This window comes from Pseudocitrobacter sp. 2023LY-00077 (genome assembly GCF_055796175.1).
In genome coordinates, this window is the sequence record NZ_JBSPEI010000024.1 from 1 (window position 1) to 17,036 (window position 17,036).

General features: G+C 53.3%; 17 protein-coding genes. 8 read left to right on the forward strand and 9 right to left on the reverse strand.

Going from position 1 to position 17,036, the window contains the following annotated elements:
* The first annotated feature begins 150 nt into the window (after positions 1–150).
* Together ACWWFX_RS22525 and ACWWFX_RS22530 are read left to right on the forward strand one after the other, a co-directional pair.
* Positions 151–390 (forward strand): DinI family protein, encoded by a 240-nt coding sequence (locus ACWWFX_RS22525; protein ID WP_015964953.1) that lies wholly within the window; start codon positions 151–153, stop codon positions 388–390.
* A 565-nt stretch (positions 391–955) separates the two neighbouring features.
* The gene (locus ACWWFX_RS22530; protein WP_473224829.1) at positions 956–1,846 is read left to right on the forward strand and encodes a LysR family transcriptional regulator; all 891 of its coding nucleotides are present in this window, start codon (positions 956–958) and stop codon (positions 1,844–1,846) included.
* A 35-nt stretch (positions 1,847–1,881) separates the two neighbouring features.
* Here ACWWFX_RS22530 and ACWWFX_RS22535 read toward each other — a convergent pair whose 3' ends face one another.
* The 4 genes from ACWWFX_RS22535 to ACWWFX_RS22550 form a co-directional block, all read right to left on the reverse strand.
* Positions 1,882–4,167 carry a fimbria/pilus outer membrane usher protein gene (locus ACWWFX_RS22535; RefSeq protein ID WP_473224830.1) on the reverse strand — a complete coding sequence of 762 codons (2,286 nt, stop codon included), beginning with the start codon at positions 4,165–4,167 and terminating at the stop codon, positions 1,882–1,884.
* The gene (locus tag ACWWFX_RS22540) at positions 4,091–4,855 is read right to left on the reverse strand and encodes a fimbrial biogenesis chaperone (protein ID WP_276220273.1); all 765 of its coding nucleotides are present in this window, start codon (positions 4,853–4,855) and stop codon (positions 4,091–4,093) included. Before ACWWFX_RS22540 ends, ACWWFX_RS22535 begins: the two co-directional genes overlap by 77 nt.
* Before the next feature lie 2 nt (positions 4,856–4,857).
* A complete protein-coding gene (locus ACWWFX_RS22545; protein WP_473224831.1) occupies positions 4,858–5,343 on the reverse strand; it encodes a Csu type fimbrial protein in 486 nt (161 codons plus the stop codon).
* A gap of 343 nt (positions 5,344–5,686) precedes the next feature.
* Positions 5,687–6,685, reverse strand: coding sequence for a Csu type fimbrial protein (locus ACWWFX_RS22550; RefSeq protein ID WP_473224832.1), 999 nt, complete (start codon positions 6,683–6,685; stop codon positions 5,687–5,689).
* A 254-nt stretch (positions 6,686–6,939) separates the two neighbouring features.
* Here ACWWFX_RS22550 and ACWWFX_RS22555 point away from each other — a divergent pair, with 254 nt between their 5' ends.
* Positions 6,940–7,131 carry a hypothetical protein gene (locus ACWWFX_RS22555; RefSeq protein ID WP_473224833.1) on the forward strand — a complete coding sequence of 64 codons (192 nt, stop codon included), beginning with the start codon at positions 6,940–6,942 and terminating at the stop codon, positions 7,129–7,131.
* A 44-nt stretch (positions 7,132–7,175) separates the two neighbouring features.
* Here the strand turns inward: ACWWFX_RS22555 and ACWWFX_RS22560 are convergent, their stop codons facing one another.
* Positions 7,176–7,910 carry an SDR family oxidoreductase gene (locus ACWWFX_RS22560; protein WP_149461632.1) on the reverse strand — a complete coding sequence of 245 codons (735 nt, stop codon included), beginning with the start codon at positions 7,908–7,910 and terminating at the stop codon, positions 7,176–7,178.
* Positions 7,911–8,018: 108 nt separating this feature from the next.
* Between ACWWFX_RS22560 and ACWWFX_RS22565 the strand changes: the two genes are divergently transcribed.
* Complete coding sequence (locus ACWWFX_RS22565; RefSeq protein WP_473224834.1) at positions 8,019–8,855, forward strand: LysR family transcriptional regulator; 837 nt, start codon at positions 8,019–8,021, stop codon at positions 8,853–8,855.
* Here the strand turns inward: ACWWFX_RS22565 and ACWWFX_RS22570 are convergent.
* On the reverse strand, positions 8,843–9,943 hold the full coding sequence (locus ACWWFX_RS22570; protein WP_473224835.1) for an alkene reductase: 1,101 nt from the start codon (positions 9,941–9,943) through the stop codon (positions 8,843–8,845). The genes ACWWFX_RS22565 and ACWWFX_RS22570 overlap by 13 nt on opposite strands.
* A gap of 260 nt (positions 9,944–10,203) precedes the next feature.
* Here ACWWFX_RS22570 and ACWWFX_RS22575 point away from each other — a divergent pair, with 260 nt between their 5' ends.
* From ACWWFX_RS22575 to ACWWFX_RS22590, 4 genes are all read left to right on the forward strand, one after another.
* A complete protein-coding gene (locus tag ACWWFX_RS22575; RefSeq protein ID WP_473224836.1) occupies positions 10,204–12,330 on the forward strand; it encodes a TonB-dependent receptor in 2,127 nt (708 codons plus the stop codon).
* A gap of 9 nt (positions 12,331–12,339) precedes the next feature.
* On the forward strand, positions 12,340–13,350 hold the full coding sequence (locus ACWWFX_RS22580) for an ABC transporter substrate-binding protein (RefSeq protein WP_473224837.1): 1,011 nt from the start codon (positions 12,340–12,342) through the stop codon (positions 13,348–13,350).
* 103 nt (positions 13,351–13,453) lie between these two features.
* Positions 13,454–13,771, forward strand: a complete 318-nt coding sequence (locus tag ACWWFX_RS22585) for a putative quinol monooxygenase (protein WP_015964967.1) — start codon at positions 13,454–13,456, stop codon at positions 13,769–13,771.
* A 211-nt stretch (positions 13,772–13,982) separates the two neighbouring features.
* A complete protein-coding gene (locus tag ACWWFX_RS22590; protein ID WP_276220284.1) occupies positions 13,983–14,417 on the forward strand; it encodes a universal stress protein in 435 nt (144 codons plus the stop codon).
* 31 nt (positions 14,418–14,448) lie between these two features.
* On the opposite strand, the gene ACWWFX_RS22595 is transcribed toward ACWWFX_RS22590, so the two are convergent.
* The 3 genes from ACWWFX_RS22595 to ACWWFX_RS22605 are packed head-to-tail and all read right to left on the reverse strand — an operon-like array spanning position 14,449 to position 17,011.
* Entirely contained in the window at positions 14,449–15,237 is a 789-nt protein-coding gene (locus ACWWFX_RS22595) for an ABC transporter ATP-binding protein (RefSeq protein WP_473224838.1), read from the reverse strand.
* The gene (locus ACWWFX_RS22600; RefSeq protein WP_276220286.1) at positions 15,237–16,007 is read right to left on the reverse strand and encodes an ABC transporter permease; all 771 of its coding nucleotides are present in this window, start codon (positions 16,005–16,007) and stop codon (positions 15,237–15,239) included. The genes ACWWFX_RS22595 and ACWWFX_RS22600 overlap by 1 nt, the downstream gene beginning before the upstream one ends.
* Positions 16,004–17,011 (reverse strand): taurine ABC transporter substrate-binding protein, encoded by a 1,008-nt coding sequence (locus tag ACWWFX_RS22605; RefSeq protein ID WP_473224839.1) that lies wholly within the window; start codon positions 17,009–17,011, stop codon positions 16,004–16,006. The genes ACWWFX_RS22600 and ACWWFX_RS22605 overlap by 4 nt, the downstream gene beginning before the upstream one ends.
* Between the last annotated feature and the right edge of the window lie 25 nt (positions 17,012–17,036).

Here is a 17,036-nt window from a genome sequence, read left to right on the forward strand (position 1 = left end):
TACCTGCCACGGATCGGACAGGTTGAGAATATGAGCGTAGAGGGACTTTTCGTCCATGGCGGTGACCTCTGGCGATTAAATACACCATTATCATGCCTTCAGCCACCACAACAAGGGAAGACCCATAAACATTCAGTATTTGGAGACAGTATGTTTGTAGAACTGGTTTACGATAAACGTAACGTTGCAGGGCTGCCTGACGCGCGTGAAATCATCTTAGCGGAGCTGACTAAGCGGGTACATCGCCTCTTCCCTGATGCCGATGTGCGCGTAAAACCGATGCAGGCCAATGGCCTGAACAGCGACGCCAGTAAAAGCGATCGGGAAAAACTTAACCGAATGCTGGAAGAGATGTTCGAAGAAGCCGATATGTGGATGGTGGCAGAATAAAACGCCTGGCATTCGACGGGCAGAGCCCAGTGAGCTCTGTCTGTGAAACCCGACGGGAAAACGGGCAATTTTGATCTCCTGCGTATGGGCAGGCATTTTCACCCCACTCCGTCGGGCTTTTAATTTGATCTATCAACATATCTTATCCACTCTCTCCGGTAACCATTAAGCGCTATCTCCTTTTCATGCCGGTTTCTGCCATAATGCACCCAAAGACACATTTGATATGATGCTTTTATTTATTATTGCCGCTATTTAATTAATAATATTGAATTGATCAGACATTACAAATAAAGTCTTTTTTCCTCCGAATTACAACACCCTACGGCGCTTTCCAACTCCTGTTAATGTAAAACACAGAAAAAACCTATATTGACATTTATTAACTTTTTATAATATATTTTAACGGTTATTAGAATATCTTCTATTATTGAATAGACAGTAAAATAAAAAACAGATAATGTTGTTTCTTTATTATGCCGAGTCATATTCTTTTCTTGCACACATTCAACGCTTGCAACATACACTCACGCAATTAGTTATTATAATGATGAAATGTTAAACAATGGATACGAAATATTTACGTGCTTTCGTTTGTCTCGCTGAAGAATTACATTTTCGACGAACCGCAGAAAAACTCAACATTAGCCAACCACTATTAAGCGCATTGATAAAATCGCTTGAAGAACAAGTAGGCACCACGCTTTTTATCCGTACGACACGCAGCGTACAGCTTACCGCACAGGGCGCATTACTGCTGGGAAAAGCCCGCACTGCCTTAACGGCTTCAGAAAGTTTTCTTGAAGCAGCGAGCGATCTGGCGGAAGGGATCTCCGGGACATTAAATATATTTTATTCCAGTATTACTGCGCATAGCGATATTATGGGACGATTAATTAGTCGATTCCAGATTAGGTATCCGGAAATTAATATCAATATGATTGAGCACAGTGATTTCCACCAAAGTAAACGCCTGATTGATGGCGAAATCGACATTGGTTTTTTCAGCAACCTCGATGTTCCGCATGATGTTGAAACCTCCAGTTTATGGTTGGCGTCCGATCCGCTAAAAGTGATTATGCCACGTAACCATCGGTTGGCAGATAAACCGTCACTGAGTTTTACGCAGCTGGCAGCTGAGCCGTTTGTGGTTAATGCCACTCCAGATTATTCCACCAGCGATGCCATCAAAACGTTATGCGGGTTTACTCCAGACGTACATCATCAAACTTCGCACCCGCTTCTGCTCCCCTCTTTGGTCAGTGCGGGATTAGGTATTGCGATTGTCCCGGAATCTTTTCGCTCAATTTTACCGGCGAATCGGGTGGTGATGAAAGAAATTAACGTCCCGTCATTTAAGCTCGATATTATGATTAACTGGATGAAAAATAACACCTCGCAAACGTTATCCACCTTTATCAATTTTATTCACGAAAATACGCATCAAACATCCTAACAGCAGCAGAGCCCTTAACGATTAAGGGCCTTTTGTTAATGCGGGCTACAGATTTTTACGCCATATTGCATATATTGCTTACCGGCAATCGGCGGGAGCCTCAGATGGCACGACTCGCGCCCCATGAAGACGGTAATATCGGCCGGTAACGGCGGGTTTTCCAGCCATACGCCCCCTTCCCGCCCGACCATCTGATAGCCCGCCATGCCTTTAACAGCAACCCGACTGCCCATTGGCACAGCATTTCCCTGCTCATCCTGTAGATAAACCACCGCCGAGACCGTCGCCTTCAGGCCAAAATCGACCAGCACCGCCTGCGTTTTGCCCGGCAGCGCGTTCATATCGACGTTGGTGGCAGGCACAGATGGCGGCAGGCCTAAGGGATCGATCGTGATTTTACTGTTGTTCCACACAGGAATATCCGTCAGCAGGAGATAGCCCTTATCATCGGTTTCCCCCACCAGACGATTCTCCAGATGCACCGGGACATGAGCAAACCCGTCGGTCGATACCAGCGCTAAGCCTGAGTCCGCACGCCGCAACAGGAAGAATTGTTTGCCGAGCAGCGCAACGCTGCCTTCGTGACTGGCGTACCAGCTCTTGTCAGAACCATACTGGTTGGTTCCAATATGCCATTCTCCCCAGGGGTTAACATTACCGATATCCGCGTAACGCGTGCCGGAGCTGCCGCTACTTTGCCCTACCTGCCAGCGCCAGCCGTCATTATTATTTTCCGTTTGATGGCGATAGTTCCACTGGCGGTTTTGTCCCTGCGCCTGCACGTTCATGAGATCCTGACGGCCGAACGGAACGGTCAGCGTGAAGGTCAGTTGCTGGGCATGCTCCCCTAACTCACGGGTATAGCTGAGGCTGGTAAAATAGCCCCACCCCAGGCTTTTCGACCAGGAGAGATTAAGATAACGGCTAAGCTGTGAATCGGCACGCTGGCGAACCAGCCCCGCGCCGAAAGTGCCCAGTAGCGGCACGTTGCCGCTTAGCCAGACGGCATCGCTGCGCCGCAGCGGTGTGGAACCGCTCAGCGATGCGTTATCCGCAAAACGTGCGCTGTTGATGGTGCTCGTCGCTGCGAGGGAGACACCATGGCCGCTCCACTGATAGCCGCCGCCATATTTTGTCCCTGCGCCGTCCGGGCCCTGGCTGGCGACAGCAAAACCATTGATCACCCCCAGCCCCATTATCGGCATCCAGTACGCGCCGAGGCCGCCGTTGTACATACCCTGCTGCTGTTCGGCGTGGGCCTCCAGCGTAAGCTGCTGCGTGGCGCCGTAACGCCAGCCAGCGTCAGTCAGCAACGGTGATTCATAATCAGCAGAGCGCGTACCGTAGTGCTTGCGCATCCAGCCCATATCCAGCGAACCGCTACTAAGCCCCTGCGCCAGCATGCGCGGCACGCCGTAGAGATCGAGGGAAACGGTTTTGCGATTGCCGTTAATGTCGGTTACCACCACCTGCGCCTGCCCCATCCCGGTAAATGTCGGCGTTGTTTCCAGGATGTATTGCCCCGGCGTGACGTGGCTGGAACTCTGCTTCAGGCCATCAACGTAGAGATCCACCGTCGAAGGCAGCGCCACCGTGTCGCTGAATGTCTGGCGCGGCAGCGTGTTGAGCTGTGGATCAAGGTCGAAATTTCGCGCCAAATGAACGCCGCCAAAGCGTACCTGACGGCTCCAGCCCACGCCAGTTGTGATGTTATCGCCCACGCTCACAGACGCCAGATGTGTCGGGCTGTCGAACTGCCAGGTGCTCATTAAGCGCGTATTGCGGCTGGTCGATGCCGTCGCGGTTTCCCGATGCAGCGCGTTAAAGCTGCTGGTCAACGTACCGGGCAGCCAGCCTGAGGCGCTGAACTGGGTCTGAGCGCTGGTTTGTTTAACCTCCTGACTGGTGGCGTAATTGAGGGTATACGCCATCATCAGGGAACTGAGTGGCTGAGCCTGCGAGTACGTCAGCGGGTCATGCGCCTGTGGATGAAGCCTTTGCTCGCCCCCGAGCGCTTCCTGCGCTGCATCGATATTGAGCCGTTGGTTCATGGCGTCATAGGCCACCTCTACACCCTTTAGCGAAGCCAGCGCTATCCACGCCGACGACAAGTCAGCAAGCTTCAGCCCTATGTTGTTGGCATCCTGTAACGAAATCCAGTAAGCGCCATCGCGGATATCCACTTCAATCAGGCGCGAATACACCGCCTGATTGAGGGAGATCTCCAGCCATTCGCGCTGCTCGTCAGCCTCTGTTCGAAGAGGCAGAAGAAGACATAGCAGCGGCAGAAACCGATATGCCAGAGGAGAGTACGCAGTCATCGTTATGGCTGTTCAGATGCAGATTCAAAGTCGTCGGCGGCGTGTTACCGCGATAATTAACCGGAATGTCTACCCGGCTTCCGGCCAGCACGTAGCCGGCAAGCCCGCGGATATCGGCAATTTGCGTTCCTGAGGCGGAGAGAATCGCGATGTCACTCAATCGCGCGTACTGCTGCCCTGGATTGGCGAAACTCAGCACGCGACGGCGGGCATCCCAGGCGCAAGTTAGCGGCACGCGGCTTGCGCCTTCTTCCCCCGCGATAAAAACCGGGATCGAGTAGCGCAGCAGGAAGTGGACCGCATTCTCGTCGGCATGCGCGACCTGCAGGTCAGGCAGCTCATCAATCAGTAAGCGGTAGCTGTGCTGGCGGTTATCCGTTTGCGGATTCAACATCACCACTCGCACCAGTTGGCGATTCCCAGGGGCAATCCGCGTCATTGCCGGGCTGCTGGCGACATCCGTCGTTGCCGTGAGCGTATCTTTGCCGTTGACCTGCGTCCACGCCGCAACACGCACCTGCGCCTGAATTGGCTCATGCCCGGTATTAGAAAGATAAAGCGCGGCGGCCTGTTCGCCCGGTTTCAGGGTGATAAGCACCGGAGCGACCTGTAACGTGGCGGCGCTGGCGCTGATACTCAGCCCAGCCAGCAGCCATAATGTGAAACAGTGTAAGCGGTGACGTAACATCGTTAGTAAGTCACTTGCAACGTGACATCGTCTTCGTACGTTCCAGCGGGTACCTGTGCCAGCGCGCCGCTGGCAATCTTGCCGTACAGGGTTATCTCTTGTTCGTTGCCCGTGCCGGTCATATTTTCTATCGGCGTGGTCGAGGTCACCTGCTGCGTTTTTGCGTCGTCCGCGTACAGGTTATACGCCACGCTGCTGTTTCCGGAGACCAGAGTAAAGGCATTCGACCCGCCGTTAGCGCTGGTTGCATTCAGTTTGTATTCTGTCCCGCTGGTACAGATGACCGTTACGGTGGAATCGGCCGTCAGTTCGTCTGTTTCGGATGAGGCATGTTCACCAAAATTCATATCTTCAGCAGAGACCGCGCAGGATTTGAGGACTTCCAGCGTGACATGCATATTTGCCGATGTACTGCCGTCTTCCGCATGTGCGGTCAACGCCACTGGCATCACTAAGGCAAAAATAAGAGAAATTCGCTTCGCATTCATAATACAGCACCGTATTGGGTTATCACCATGAGTGATAGTTTGATTTGTTATGAATTCTATTTTTCCGCGTTAAGGCATTGCAGAATAAATTTCGTGCTATATCTTGATTAATCTGAAAGTGCGTCGGCAAGCAGAAAAAGAAAATGCGCACAAATTGGATTGCATGTTATAAAAAGGTGCCAGATAAAAACACACACCTTTAACACCTTCGTAAAAAAACGCCTGTTTCCCGTTGAAGAAATCGGCATGTGATGAATAATCCAATATTATTCAGATATGCCGATTAATATTATTAAGGAATTATTAACCACGGATTATTTGATGTTTTTTATGAGTCACCCCATTAATACGTCAGCGTTATCACCACGTCATCACTAAATATGCCATCCCCGTTCACCGCTTGCCCGGAGGGCACCTCACCGTATACAACAAATGATTGCGCCGATCCGCTGGCGCTGGAGACGTCCACGCGATCGACATTGGCCGTATTGCCCCACGGCATTGACGCGGAGCTGTCCTGCCAAAGCGTGTACGTCAGGCAACGGTTACTGCCGTTACACATCTGCCTGCTATCGCCATTCGCATGACTGCCGTTATCAATACCCAGGGAAAATGCGGTTCCCAGCGGGCATCGCGCCTGAATCTGCGCGCTGGCTTTTGTGGTTTGCAGGCGTAGCGTCGAGGCCTCCAGCAGGCCAAAATCCAGATTTGAGACGCTTTGAATCGCGCAACTGTCCGAAACGGACGCAGAACTTTGCGTGTTACCGCCATTGGTGGCGCTGTTCTGCGCCTGCCCGGACTGACAGGATGCCAGCGCATCCTTACTGGTCTCGGTGTTCCAGCGAATGCGCATCGTCATGCTGTAGTTATAATAGGCATAAGCGGGAATATCATTCTGCCCGGCCGGAACAATCCCCTTGAGATTAAAGGTTCCGCCCACCGTTGTATTATTGGTGTTCAACATGATGGTTTGCTGCATCAAATTATCACTTTGCTGCAATTCCTGCGCAGGATCGCTCAGGTTATAGACACGAAAAAGCAGCGTATAAACATTACCTTCACTGTCACCGTTTGAGTGCATTTTAAAGGGGGGCGCATCTTCGCTGCTGAGACAAATATTCGCATAGTGATTAACCCCAGGCGTGTAATCCTGAAGGTGGCAGGTGTATTTGGCGCTGGCCGTGGTCGTGGCCGTCGAGCCAATTGATAGCGAACCAAACGAGAAACTATTTCCGCCGGAAAACTCACAGCTTATTGCACCACTGGCGGCATGAACCGTCGCTGGCGTGGTTATTATCGCTAATAATAACCCGGTAAAAATTATCAATGTAATAATGCGCATGGGAATACTTTTCGCTACCACGATAATCATCGCTATCGGGTGAGGAAAATAATATGAGTATTGAGATAGGTGGGTTTTACACGTGTGGGGCAGAGACGTCAAATTTCTGCTGAAAAAGATAAGCAGAAGTCATTCTATTTTTTTGAACAAGAACCGCAAAACATTCCGATTTTCATGATCGCCGTCACACTTTATCCTTAGGGTTATCAAAACAACAACCTACTTACCCTCTGGTTGTACCAAGGAGTCTCATCATGAAATCTATCAAATCGTTTGCCGTTATCGCGACGCTGTCACTGGCTTCTGTGTTATCCGCCAACGCGCTGGCTGCCGACAATACCCGCATTGAAGCGGGCTCAAACATCGATACCTCGGTTGGACAGAATCATATCGATGTCAGCCACGCTTTTGATGCAGAAAATTTGACTGCCGGAAATCTGCAGTAACGCAAATGGCCTGATGCGCAACGCGCTATCAGGCCGTTGTTCTGTCACGCGCCCTGACGGGTCGCGGCCAGCACAATTTCGCGAATGCAGACGTACTGCGGCTGAGAATAGGCAAAGTCGATGGCGTTCGCCACATCTTCCGGGCTCAGCACTTTTCCGCCCATATCCTCTTTCCAGGCCTGATAACCGGTTTTGATTTCATCGCTGGTCGTGTGGCTTAGCAGTTCAGTTTCCACCGCGCCCGGCGCAATCACCACCACGCGCACATTATGCGGCGACAGTTCTTCACGCAGGTTTTCTGACATACCGTGTACGGCAAATTTTGTGCCGACATACACCACGTGATTGGGGAAGGTTTTACGCCCGGCTACGGAACTGATATTAATGATGGTGCCCGCTTTGCGCGCAATCATCCCTTCCGTAACCGCATGCACACCGTTTAGCAGCCCTTTCACATTCACATCCAGCATCCGATCCCATTCATTCGGGTCCTGCTGTTCAATGTTACCCAGCAGCATCACCCCGGCGTTATTGACCAGCGCATCCACCGGGCCAAACTGCGCTTCCGCTTCTTTAATCACCGCGCTGAATGCCGCACGGTCCGTCACATCCAGCGCGCGGCACAACGTATTCGGCAGATTAAGCGCCGTCATACGTTCTACACGACGCGCCAGCAGCAGTAACGCGTGACCTTTAGCAGAGAGCAGTTTGGCGGTGGCAAGGCCGATGCCGGAGCTTGCGCCAGTGATCACGATTAACGGTTTAGATGCAGTACTCATGGCAATTCCTCATAAATAAAAATGATGACTATCGTCATGCCGCTACTTTAAATCGCCGCAGATTTGGTGAAAAATGGTTTATTTCTTTCACCGTCATAATAAATTTCTATGGATAAGCGCCAGCTCAAAGCTTTTATCTGCGTCTTCGAAGAACGCAACATCACCCGCGCCGCTCAGCAGTTAAGTCTGACACAGCCCGCGTTATCCGCCACCATCAAGGCGCTGGAGGACGATTTAGGCACGCCGCTGTTTATTCGCAGAACACGTGGTGTGGATGTGACCGACGACGCACGCGTGCTCTATCCTCACGCCCGACGCATGGTAAGTGACATGGCGGCGCTGGCCTCACGCTTTCGTAAACGTCACGATAAAACGCCGCTAACGCTCGGGATTGAACAAGATGTCGCTTCTGCTCATCTTACTCGCGTACTGGAACGGGCAAGACAGGCGCTGCCGGATGTACTGCTGACGTTAGACCCCGGCTGTACGGGCGACATTCGGCTGGCCTGTGAGAGTCTGCGCTGCGAAGACGAGCTGTTTATTCCGTTGTATGAAGAGCATTACGTGCTGGCTTTACCGCTCAATCATCCGCTCAGCCACACATCCAATTTGACCATTGAACAGTTGCACGATTCACCCTGGGTGATGCTGCCAGGCCACGATTCGCACCAGCGTTTTCTGCCCTTTTACGGAGCCAACGCCAGCCAGCCCGCCGCAAATGCGGGGAGCTTTACGCTGGCACTGGATTTAGTGGAAGCGGGCTATGGCCTGACAATTGCGCCTGCCCCGCTGGTTGATGCGCGCTGTGCGCTGGCTTCATTGCCCCTTCCCGGCTATCCGCTACTACGCCGGGTCGGGATTTGCTATGCCATGCAGGCTCTGGAGAATCCGGTGATTGAAGAACTACTGCGGCATCTGAGTGTAGCTGGACGTCACGCAGAGTAAGTCGGGTAGTCGATATAGCCGTGCTGGTCGCCACCATAAAGCGTCAGCCGTGCATCGGCGTCAAATCCTTCCAGCGGCCAGCCGTGACGGAATCGGGTTGCCAGATCCGGGTTGGTGACATACGGCGTGCCAAAGGCAAACAGGTCGGCATAGCCTTTATCCAGCATCTGCTGGGCGCTTTCTGGCGTCAGTTTCCCGGCAACCATGACCGGCAAATCACACACTTTACGCACCTGCTGACGGAACGTTTCCGGCACCTCAACATGACGGGAAATATTCTCCGAGAAGTGCACGTAAGCGAGCTTCATTGGCGTCATTTTTTCCAGCGCTTTCAGCACCACGTCCACAATTTCCGGGTCGCTTTCGGCAAACCCTTCCATGACGTGCGGCGACACGCGCACCGCAACGCGATGTCCGCCAATTTCATCGCTCACCGCCTGTAAGGTTTCCAGCAGGAAACGCATCCGGTTTTCCTGACTGCCGCCGTACTGGTCGGTACGCTGATTGCTGGAAGTGCGCAGGAAAGTATCAAATAAATAACCGTGGGCCGCGTGGATCTCTACACCATCGAAGCCCGCTTCCAGCGCATTACGCGCCGCCTGCACAAAGTCAGCAATGGTGTTATCGATATCCTGCTGGGTCATGGCGCGCGGCATTTGCGTTTCAATCATGCCAAAGCCGCCTTCCGGCAGCGGGCCAAATACCTGGTCCGGATCTTTCAGTGCAGAAGCTGAGACCGGCTGCTCGCCCGCGATGCTCGAATGGCTACGACGCCCGACGTGCCAGAGCTGAACAAAGACTTTGCTGCCCGCAGCGTGGATAGCCTGAGTGACTTTTTTCCAGCCGTCGATATGCGCTTGCGTATAGATGCCCGGCGTCATGGAGTAACCCCGCGCCACGGCAGAAATGGGCGTTCCTTCGGTGATGATCAATCCGGCATCGGCGCGCTGCTGATAGTAGGTCGCCATCATCGCGTTCGGCACATCGCCCGGCTGAGAGGTGCGGGAACGGGTCATCGGCGCCATCGCAATGCGGTTCGCAAGCGTTGTGTCGCCAAAAGCAAAGGAATCGAATATTGAGTCAGACATTGAGGTTCTCCCGGTTAATGTCACTGACGGCAGGATAACGCTGCTGTCGCATTGCATTAAGGGGCATAGCGGCAAATGATTTTTGCGATTTAAGCAAAGATAAGCGGCTACCCCTCAGGGATTATTCATTCGTTATATATTGACATATATAGCGAATGGCGCGCATTCTATTCATCACACAAATAATTCCAGACTGTTCCCTGACGACGACGGCGGTGCGCTTGCCCGCTCCATTCTGAACTTTTGCTTTAAAGATGATTATGTTTGATAAAAAAATCGCCCCTCTCGCGACGGGCTTATTGACGTTTTCCTGCCTGAGCCTGGCACAAACCCCTCACGCAGAAGATACCATGGTGGTGTCTGCCACCAACGCCCCGACAAACCAGGAACAAGAACCCCCCGCCGCTGAAAAGCAGGCCACGCTCGGCAACCTCGGCAAGCGCGAATTGATTGATGTGCCGTGGAACGTACAGACACTCTCCTCTCCCGTCATTGAACAGCAGCAGTTGAAAAGTGTGAAAGATGTCTATCGCTATATGCCTTCAGTGCAGGGCGATGGCGTGCGCCCGCAAACTCGTGGGATGCAGGGCAGCGTGGTACAAAACAGTATGATTGACGGCCTGAATGCTGTCTCCACCACGGAATACCCGGCTGAGCAATTTCAGCGCGTGGAAGTGCTGAGCGGGCTGGCCGGTTCTCTCTATGGGCCCGCCAACCCGGCGGGGATGTTCAACCTGGTCAGCAAACGTCCGACCGATACGCCTTTACATCGCGTGACGATTGGCGGCGGAACCGGCAGCGGCGCGTTAACCTCGATGGACTTTAGCGGCCCGATTGACGACGGCGACCGGGTAAAATATCGCCTGAATATGTTGAATGAAGACGGGCGCGGCTATACGGCAGGAAGTCATAAACGTCGTCAATATGTTGGCCTGGGTCTGGACTTCCAGCTCAGCGATAAAACGGTGCTGGAGAGCAATTTCAGTTACTACCACTATTACGACAAGGGCTTGCCGGGTAATTTTGCCCTCGCCAAAGGGGTGCATTTCCCGTCGGCATTTAACCCCACCGACAGCAAGTATGGTCAGTCCTATGCCGGGAACGATGACGAGACCACCACCGCCAGCATGCACCTGAAGCATGACTTTGACGGCAACTGGCTACTGGATGTCGGCGTGCTGCGTCAGATAGCGGATCGCGAATCCACGACCGTGACCAATACGCTCACGGATAATCACGGCCACTACACCACCACCACCGCCAACTCCGCCGCCAGCCGTTTCACCATCAACAGCTATATGGCGAACCTGAGCGGTAGCGTTGATACGGGCTGGTTAACTCAGGATATCACCACCGGTGTGCGCGGCTTCGTGTGGAAAAACTTCAACCCGGTCGCCGGGGGTAATTTCACGCTGGGTCAATCCTCGCTGAGTGAAAACCCGACCTTCCCTCGCCCACCGTATCCTGATTTTAACCATCGCTATCACTCCGCCAGCACCACACAGCACGCTTTCCTGCTGAGTGACACCCTGCACTTCACGCCTCAGTGGAGCCTGCTGCTCTCTGGCAGTGAAAACCTGTTTACCGTCAGCAACTACAACAAAACCGGGAAACAGACCAGCGACAAAAAAGATCAGGGCGGCAGCGGCTCCGTCAGTCTGATGTATAAACCCATCGACAATATCACCCTCTACACCACCTGGGCGGACAGCATGCAACAAGGCGATACGGCCCCAGCCGGGGCGGAAAATGCCGGGCAGATCCTCGACCCGTATCGTAGCCATCAGGTTGAAGCGGGCGTGAAATACGCGCCAGTCAAAGATCTGCTGCTCTCGGCTGCGATCTTCGAAGCCAAACGTCCCTTCGCGTATACCAATGAAGCGGGTGAGTTTGCGCAGGATGGCAAACAGAAAAACCGTGGGCTGGAGCTGATGGCAGACGGCCACGTCACGCCCAATCTACGCCTGTTCGGCGGTACCACCTGGCTTGATCCTAAACTGCACGACACCTCCGATGAAAGCGCGGATGGCAAACGGGTAGTCGGCCTGCCGCGCTTCACCGCCAATATGCTGGCGATTTACAGCATTGAGCAGGTGAAAGGGCTGGATGTGGATACCAACGTGCATTATGTCGGACGCCGGGCGACCGATAACGCGAACGACAGTTGGGTGGGCAGTTATACCACCGTGGATGTCGGCAGCAGTTACGCGACGCGCCTGTTTGGCACGCCGACTACTTTCCGCTTCGATATTACTAACGTCACCAATCGCCACTACTGGACCAATATTGTCCCTGGCGCGTTGACGGGGTATACCGGCGCGGGCACCGCCAGCGCACAGCTGGGCGCACCGCGACAGGCACAGCTGTCTATGCAGATCGATTTCTAAGGAGTCTGAATGAAACGACGTCATGCCTGGGCGCTCTGCGCCTGGCTGGCCTTCCCCGTCCTGGCTAACCGCCAGGCGGTGGATGACGCCGGAAACACCGTCACCCTTCCCGACCAGGTGCATGCCATCGCCGACGGCTGGTTTGCCCATCACTCGGTACTGATGACGCTGGGCGCAGGCAAGCAGATTGTTGCTACCGTAAACCATCCCAAAAGCCAGCCGTGGATGTTTAAAATTAATCCTTCGCTGAATCAGGCGTTGCAGGTCCATGGCACCACCTTTAACCCGGAAAGCCTGATTGCCCGCAAAGTGGATGTGCTGTTTGTCGCTAAGGGCAACGCCGATTTATCGGTTTATCGCCAGGCCGCCATCCCGACGCTGGCGATGGCGTTTACCGATTATCCCTCGCTCATGACGTCCGTTAGCAACACGGCAACGGCTCTTGGCAACGAAAGCGCCCGGACGCGCGCCGCCGCATATAACCGTTATCTGACCGATACGCTGGCCGCCATTACAGCGAAAACCGCCAAACTTACCGACGCGCAACGTCCACGCGTGCTGCATATTCAGTCGTTTAACCCCTTAAAAGTGGACGGTAGCAATACACTTATCGACACCTGGATAAACCTTGCGGGCGGGCGTAATGTCGCGGCAGAGATAAAGGGCAATATGAAGGAGGTTTCGCCGGAGAAAGTGCTTCTCTGGCAGCCTGAGATCATCATTATTGGCGCAGGCGCAGGTGATATTGCTCATTCCCGCTATGCGCAGCTTTTTGCCGATGTGAAGGCCGTCAAAACGGGTAACGTTTGGCAGAATCCGGCGGGCGTTTTCCCGTGGGATCGCTACGGTACTGAAAGCGCACTGCAACTTCAGTGGGCGGCGATGAAACTGCACCCTGAGCTATTTCCTGAAATCGACATGGTGGCGAGAACGCGAGCGTTCTATCAACATTTCTTTGATTACCCTCTGAGCACCGCCGAGGCGCAGCGGATCCTTCACGCCTTGCCGCCGGAGAATTAAATCTGGCGCATTCAGGCGGCGAGCTGTGCTGGCACAACCGTCATTTCACCACTACGCTCAATGATTGGGCTTTTAAAAACATTGATAACAAAAGGATATCACTATGAGTGAAGTGAAAATTGTCGCCACCCTGACCCCGCGCAAAGAGTATGTCGATACCATCCGCACCGCCGCGCAGGCGATGGTCGGCCCAACGCAGCTGGAAGCGGGTTGCCTGCAATATGATTTGCACGAAAGCCGCGCCATTCCGGACGTGCGTAATCTGGCGGTGGAAGGCGCGGTGTCATTTGTGTTTATTGAGCGCTGGAAGTCTGAGGACGATTTGAAAAAACACGTCGCCATGCCGTATCACGATGACTTTCTGGAAATATTAGACGGCAAGCTGGACAACATTAGCGTTCAGCGGCTGAACAAGCTGTAGGACTGTGCCATAACGCCTGATGCGCTTCGCTTATCAGGCCTACGGGATCTTCAGCCTTGTAGGCCGGGCAAGCGCCAGCCACAAACTGTAAATTAACCATCTGATTTGTCGATATTTCTTAATCAGTGACCGCGATCGCTGGCCCCTTCATGCGTTGTTATCCACAATAAAGATTGTTTCAGCAACTGATTGATATGAAGGGATTTCAACTATGTATAAAACGATTCTGGTTCCTGTTGATGTCTTTGAGTCCGACCTCGCCGACAACGCCTTAGCACACGCGCAATATCTGGCCGAGAAAGCCGGCGGTGATATTCATCTTCTGCATGTACTGCCGGAATTCTCACCGATGCTCACGCGGGGTTTTATCGCCGACGCGAAGAAAATGCAGCAGTACCTGCAGTGCGCCAGCGAAGAGAAAATGGCCCAGCTGGCAAGAAGTCTCTCATTTCCACAGAACCGTATTCATCACCATATTCGTAACGGGAAAGTGCGTGACGCCGTCGCGACGCTGGCGGATGAGCTGAAAGCGGATGTGGTGGTGATTGGTTCGCGCAATCCGGCAAAGCAGTCGCATCTGCTGGGGTCTGAAGCCTCGGGGATCTTACGCCATGCACGCGTGCCGGTGTTTGTGATTCGCCTGTAGAATGAGCCTGCTTGCGCAGGCTCTTAGGACATTACTGAAGCGACACCGCCATTTGTCGCTTTGCTTCCGTGCGCACGCGATGAAGAACACGGTGTTTGATTTCACTGTACTGCGGGTGTTCTGCCAGCGTTTCGATATTCCTCTCGCGGGTAAACGGCAACACAATCTCTTCGACAATTCGCCCCGGCTTGGCCGACATGACCAGAATACGGTCAGCCAGAAACAGCGCCTCTTCCACATCGTGAGTGACAAACAATAACGTCGTTTCCGTTTTCAGCCAGGCGTCGCGGAGCAGTTCCTGCATCATTAATCGCGTTTGTGCATCCAGCGCACCAAAGGGTTCGTCCAGTAACAAAACGTCCGGCTCAGGCAGCCAGGCACGAGCCAACGCGACACGCTGCTTCATCCCACCAGAAAGCTGCCAGGGCGCATGATGCTCAAACCCCTTTAATCCCACGCGGGATAGCCAGTTGATCGCCTGATTATTCACGTCCTCTTTATTATATTTACCTAAACGCGGGCCAAAGGTGACGTTTTCCAGCACAGACAGCCACGGGAACAAGTTTGCCTGCTGAAAGATCATGCCGCGATCCGGACCCGGTTGCGTCACCTTTTTCCCCGCGGCTTTCACCGTACCTTTATCGGGACGAGTAAACCCCGCAACCAGATTAAGAATGGTCGATTTCCCACAGCCCGATGGCCCCAGCAATACTACAAACTCCCCTTTTTTTAGGGTGAGGGAGATATCGTCGAGAACCGTGACAGGATTCGGCTTGGCCGCAAAGGCAAGTGACACGTTTTCAAGTGAGATAGAACTCATTATTCTTTCCCCGCCCAGGGTACAGCCACGCGCTGCAACCCCAGGATCAATAAATCGAGCAGATATCCAATCCCGCCCAACAGCAGAATACCCAGCATGACAATATCCGTGCGCAGATAGGCGCTGGCGTTCACTACCATCCAGCCAAGCCCTGAACTGGCAGCCACCATTTCCGCCGCAATCAGCGACGTCCAGCCAATACCAATCGAGAGCCTGACCGTGGTAAAAAGATCCGGCAGCGCATCAGGCAATACCACACGCATAAAGATCTGCCGACGCGTCGCGCCCAGCGTTTGTGCCACGCGAATTCGCGAGCGCCCAATTCGCTCTACGGCGGCCGACGCGCCGACAACTACACTCAAAAACGTCGCGATAAATATCAAAAAGAATTTTGACGACTCGCCAATTCCCAGCCACACCACTGCCAGCGGAATCAGCGCGATTTTGGGCAACGGACGGAGAAACTGCACAAACGGGTTAAGGACGGCAGCCAGCGTGTCTGAAAGACCCATCAATAATCCCAGCGGGATGCCAATCGCAATAGCCAGCGCAAAGGCGCTCAATGCGCGAGCCAGACTGACAGCGATATGTTGCCAGAGCGGTACCTGCCGATAGCCATCTTCAAGTAACTCACGCGCGGTTAAACCAATATCCGTCAGCGAGGGGAGCAGCAGTGGGTCCACCCACTGCCTTGTCGCCGCCGTTTGCCAGAGCAAAAAGAAAACCGCCACCGATACCACGCTGATAGCGATATGTTGACTCAATTTCATTGTCCGGACACCGCCGCATCTTGAATGTAGTGGGCATTGATGGCGCTGTTCCAGTTTGTCGGGATATCGCGCTGCCGGATTTCACCAATTCCGGCAAGGAAGTTCGCCGTTTTGCTCAGCGCTTTTCCAATACCGCTATCGCTGGTATCCGTACCGTTCCCCAACCAGGATGGCGTACTCTGCTCAGCTAATGTCGGATATTCCAGACCATTCAGTGTGTTAGCCGCCGTCGTTTGCGGCGCGCCGACTTCTTTTGCAACAATCGCGGAAGCGCGTTCCGGATCCTTTTTGAACTCGTTGACTTTTTCCTGATGCACGCGCAGGAAGGCGGTTACCACCTGGGGATATTGTTCCGCAAAGGCCTTACGGACAACATAGTTGTTGTAAATGAGATAGCCTGCTTTTTGCAGTTCTTTAGTGGCAAAGACCTGATGGCCCCCTGCTGATTCCAGCTCCTGCGCAAAAGGCGCCCATACATAACCCGCATCAATATCGCCACGTTTCCACGCCGCCACCATCTCTGCCGGACGTAACGGCAGCAGAGTTATTTTGCTACGATCCAGTTTATTAACGGTGATCGCGGCTTCCAGCGCATATTGCGCGGTGGAGTTTGGCGGATACGCCACGCGTTTGCCTTCGATATCCTTAATTCCGTTAATCCCCTCTTTACCAATCAACCGCTCATAGCTGGCAATGACGCCGGAAACACCAATAATTTCGACCGGCAGTTTTCTTACAATACCTGCGGTTGCCGGGCTGGATCCGAAGTTGGCAATATCAATCGCATTGCTGGCGAAGTAGGTTAAAGCATCAGCTCCTGACGCAAATTGCACCCACTTCACTTTACTGTTTAATGCTTTATCCAGTGACCCGTCAGCTTTTGCCAGCATTAAAACCTGGGAGCCACCGCTATACGCGATGCGCACTTCAGACGGCGTGTCGGCAAACGCACTGTTAACCCAGAAACTGCCTGCTGCGAGTAAAAAAACCAGACTTTTTTTCATGTTGTCTCTCTGTATTATTCTGTGT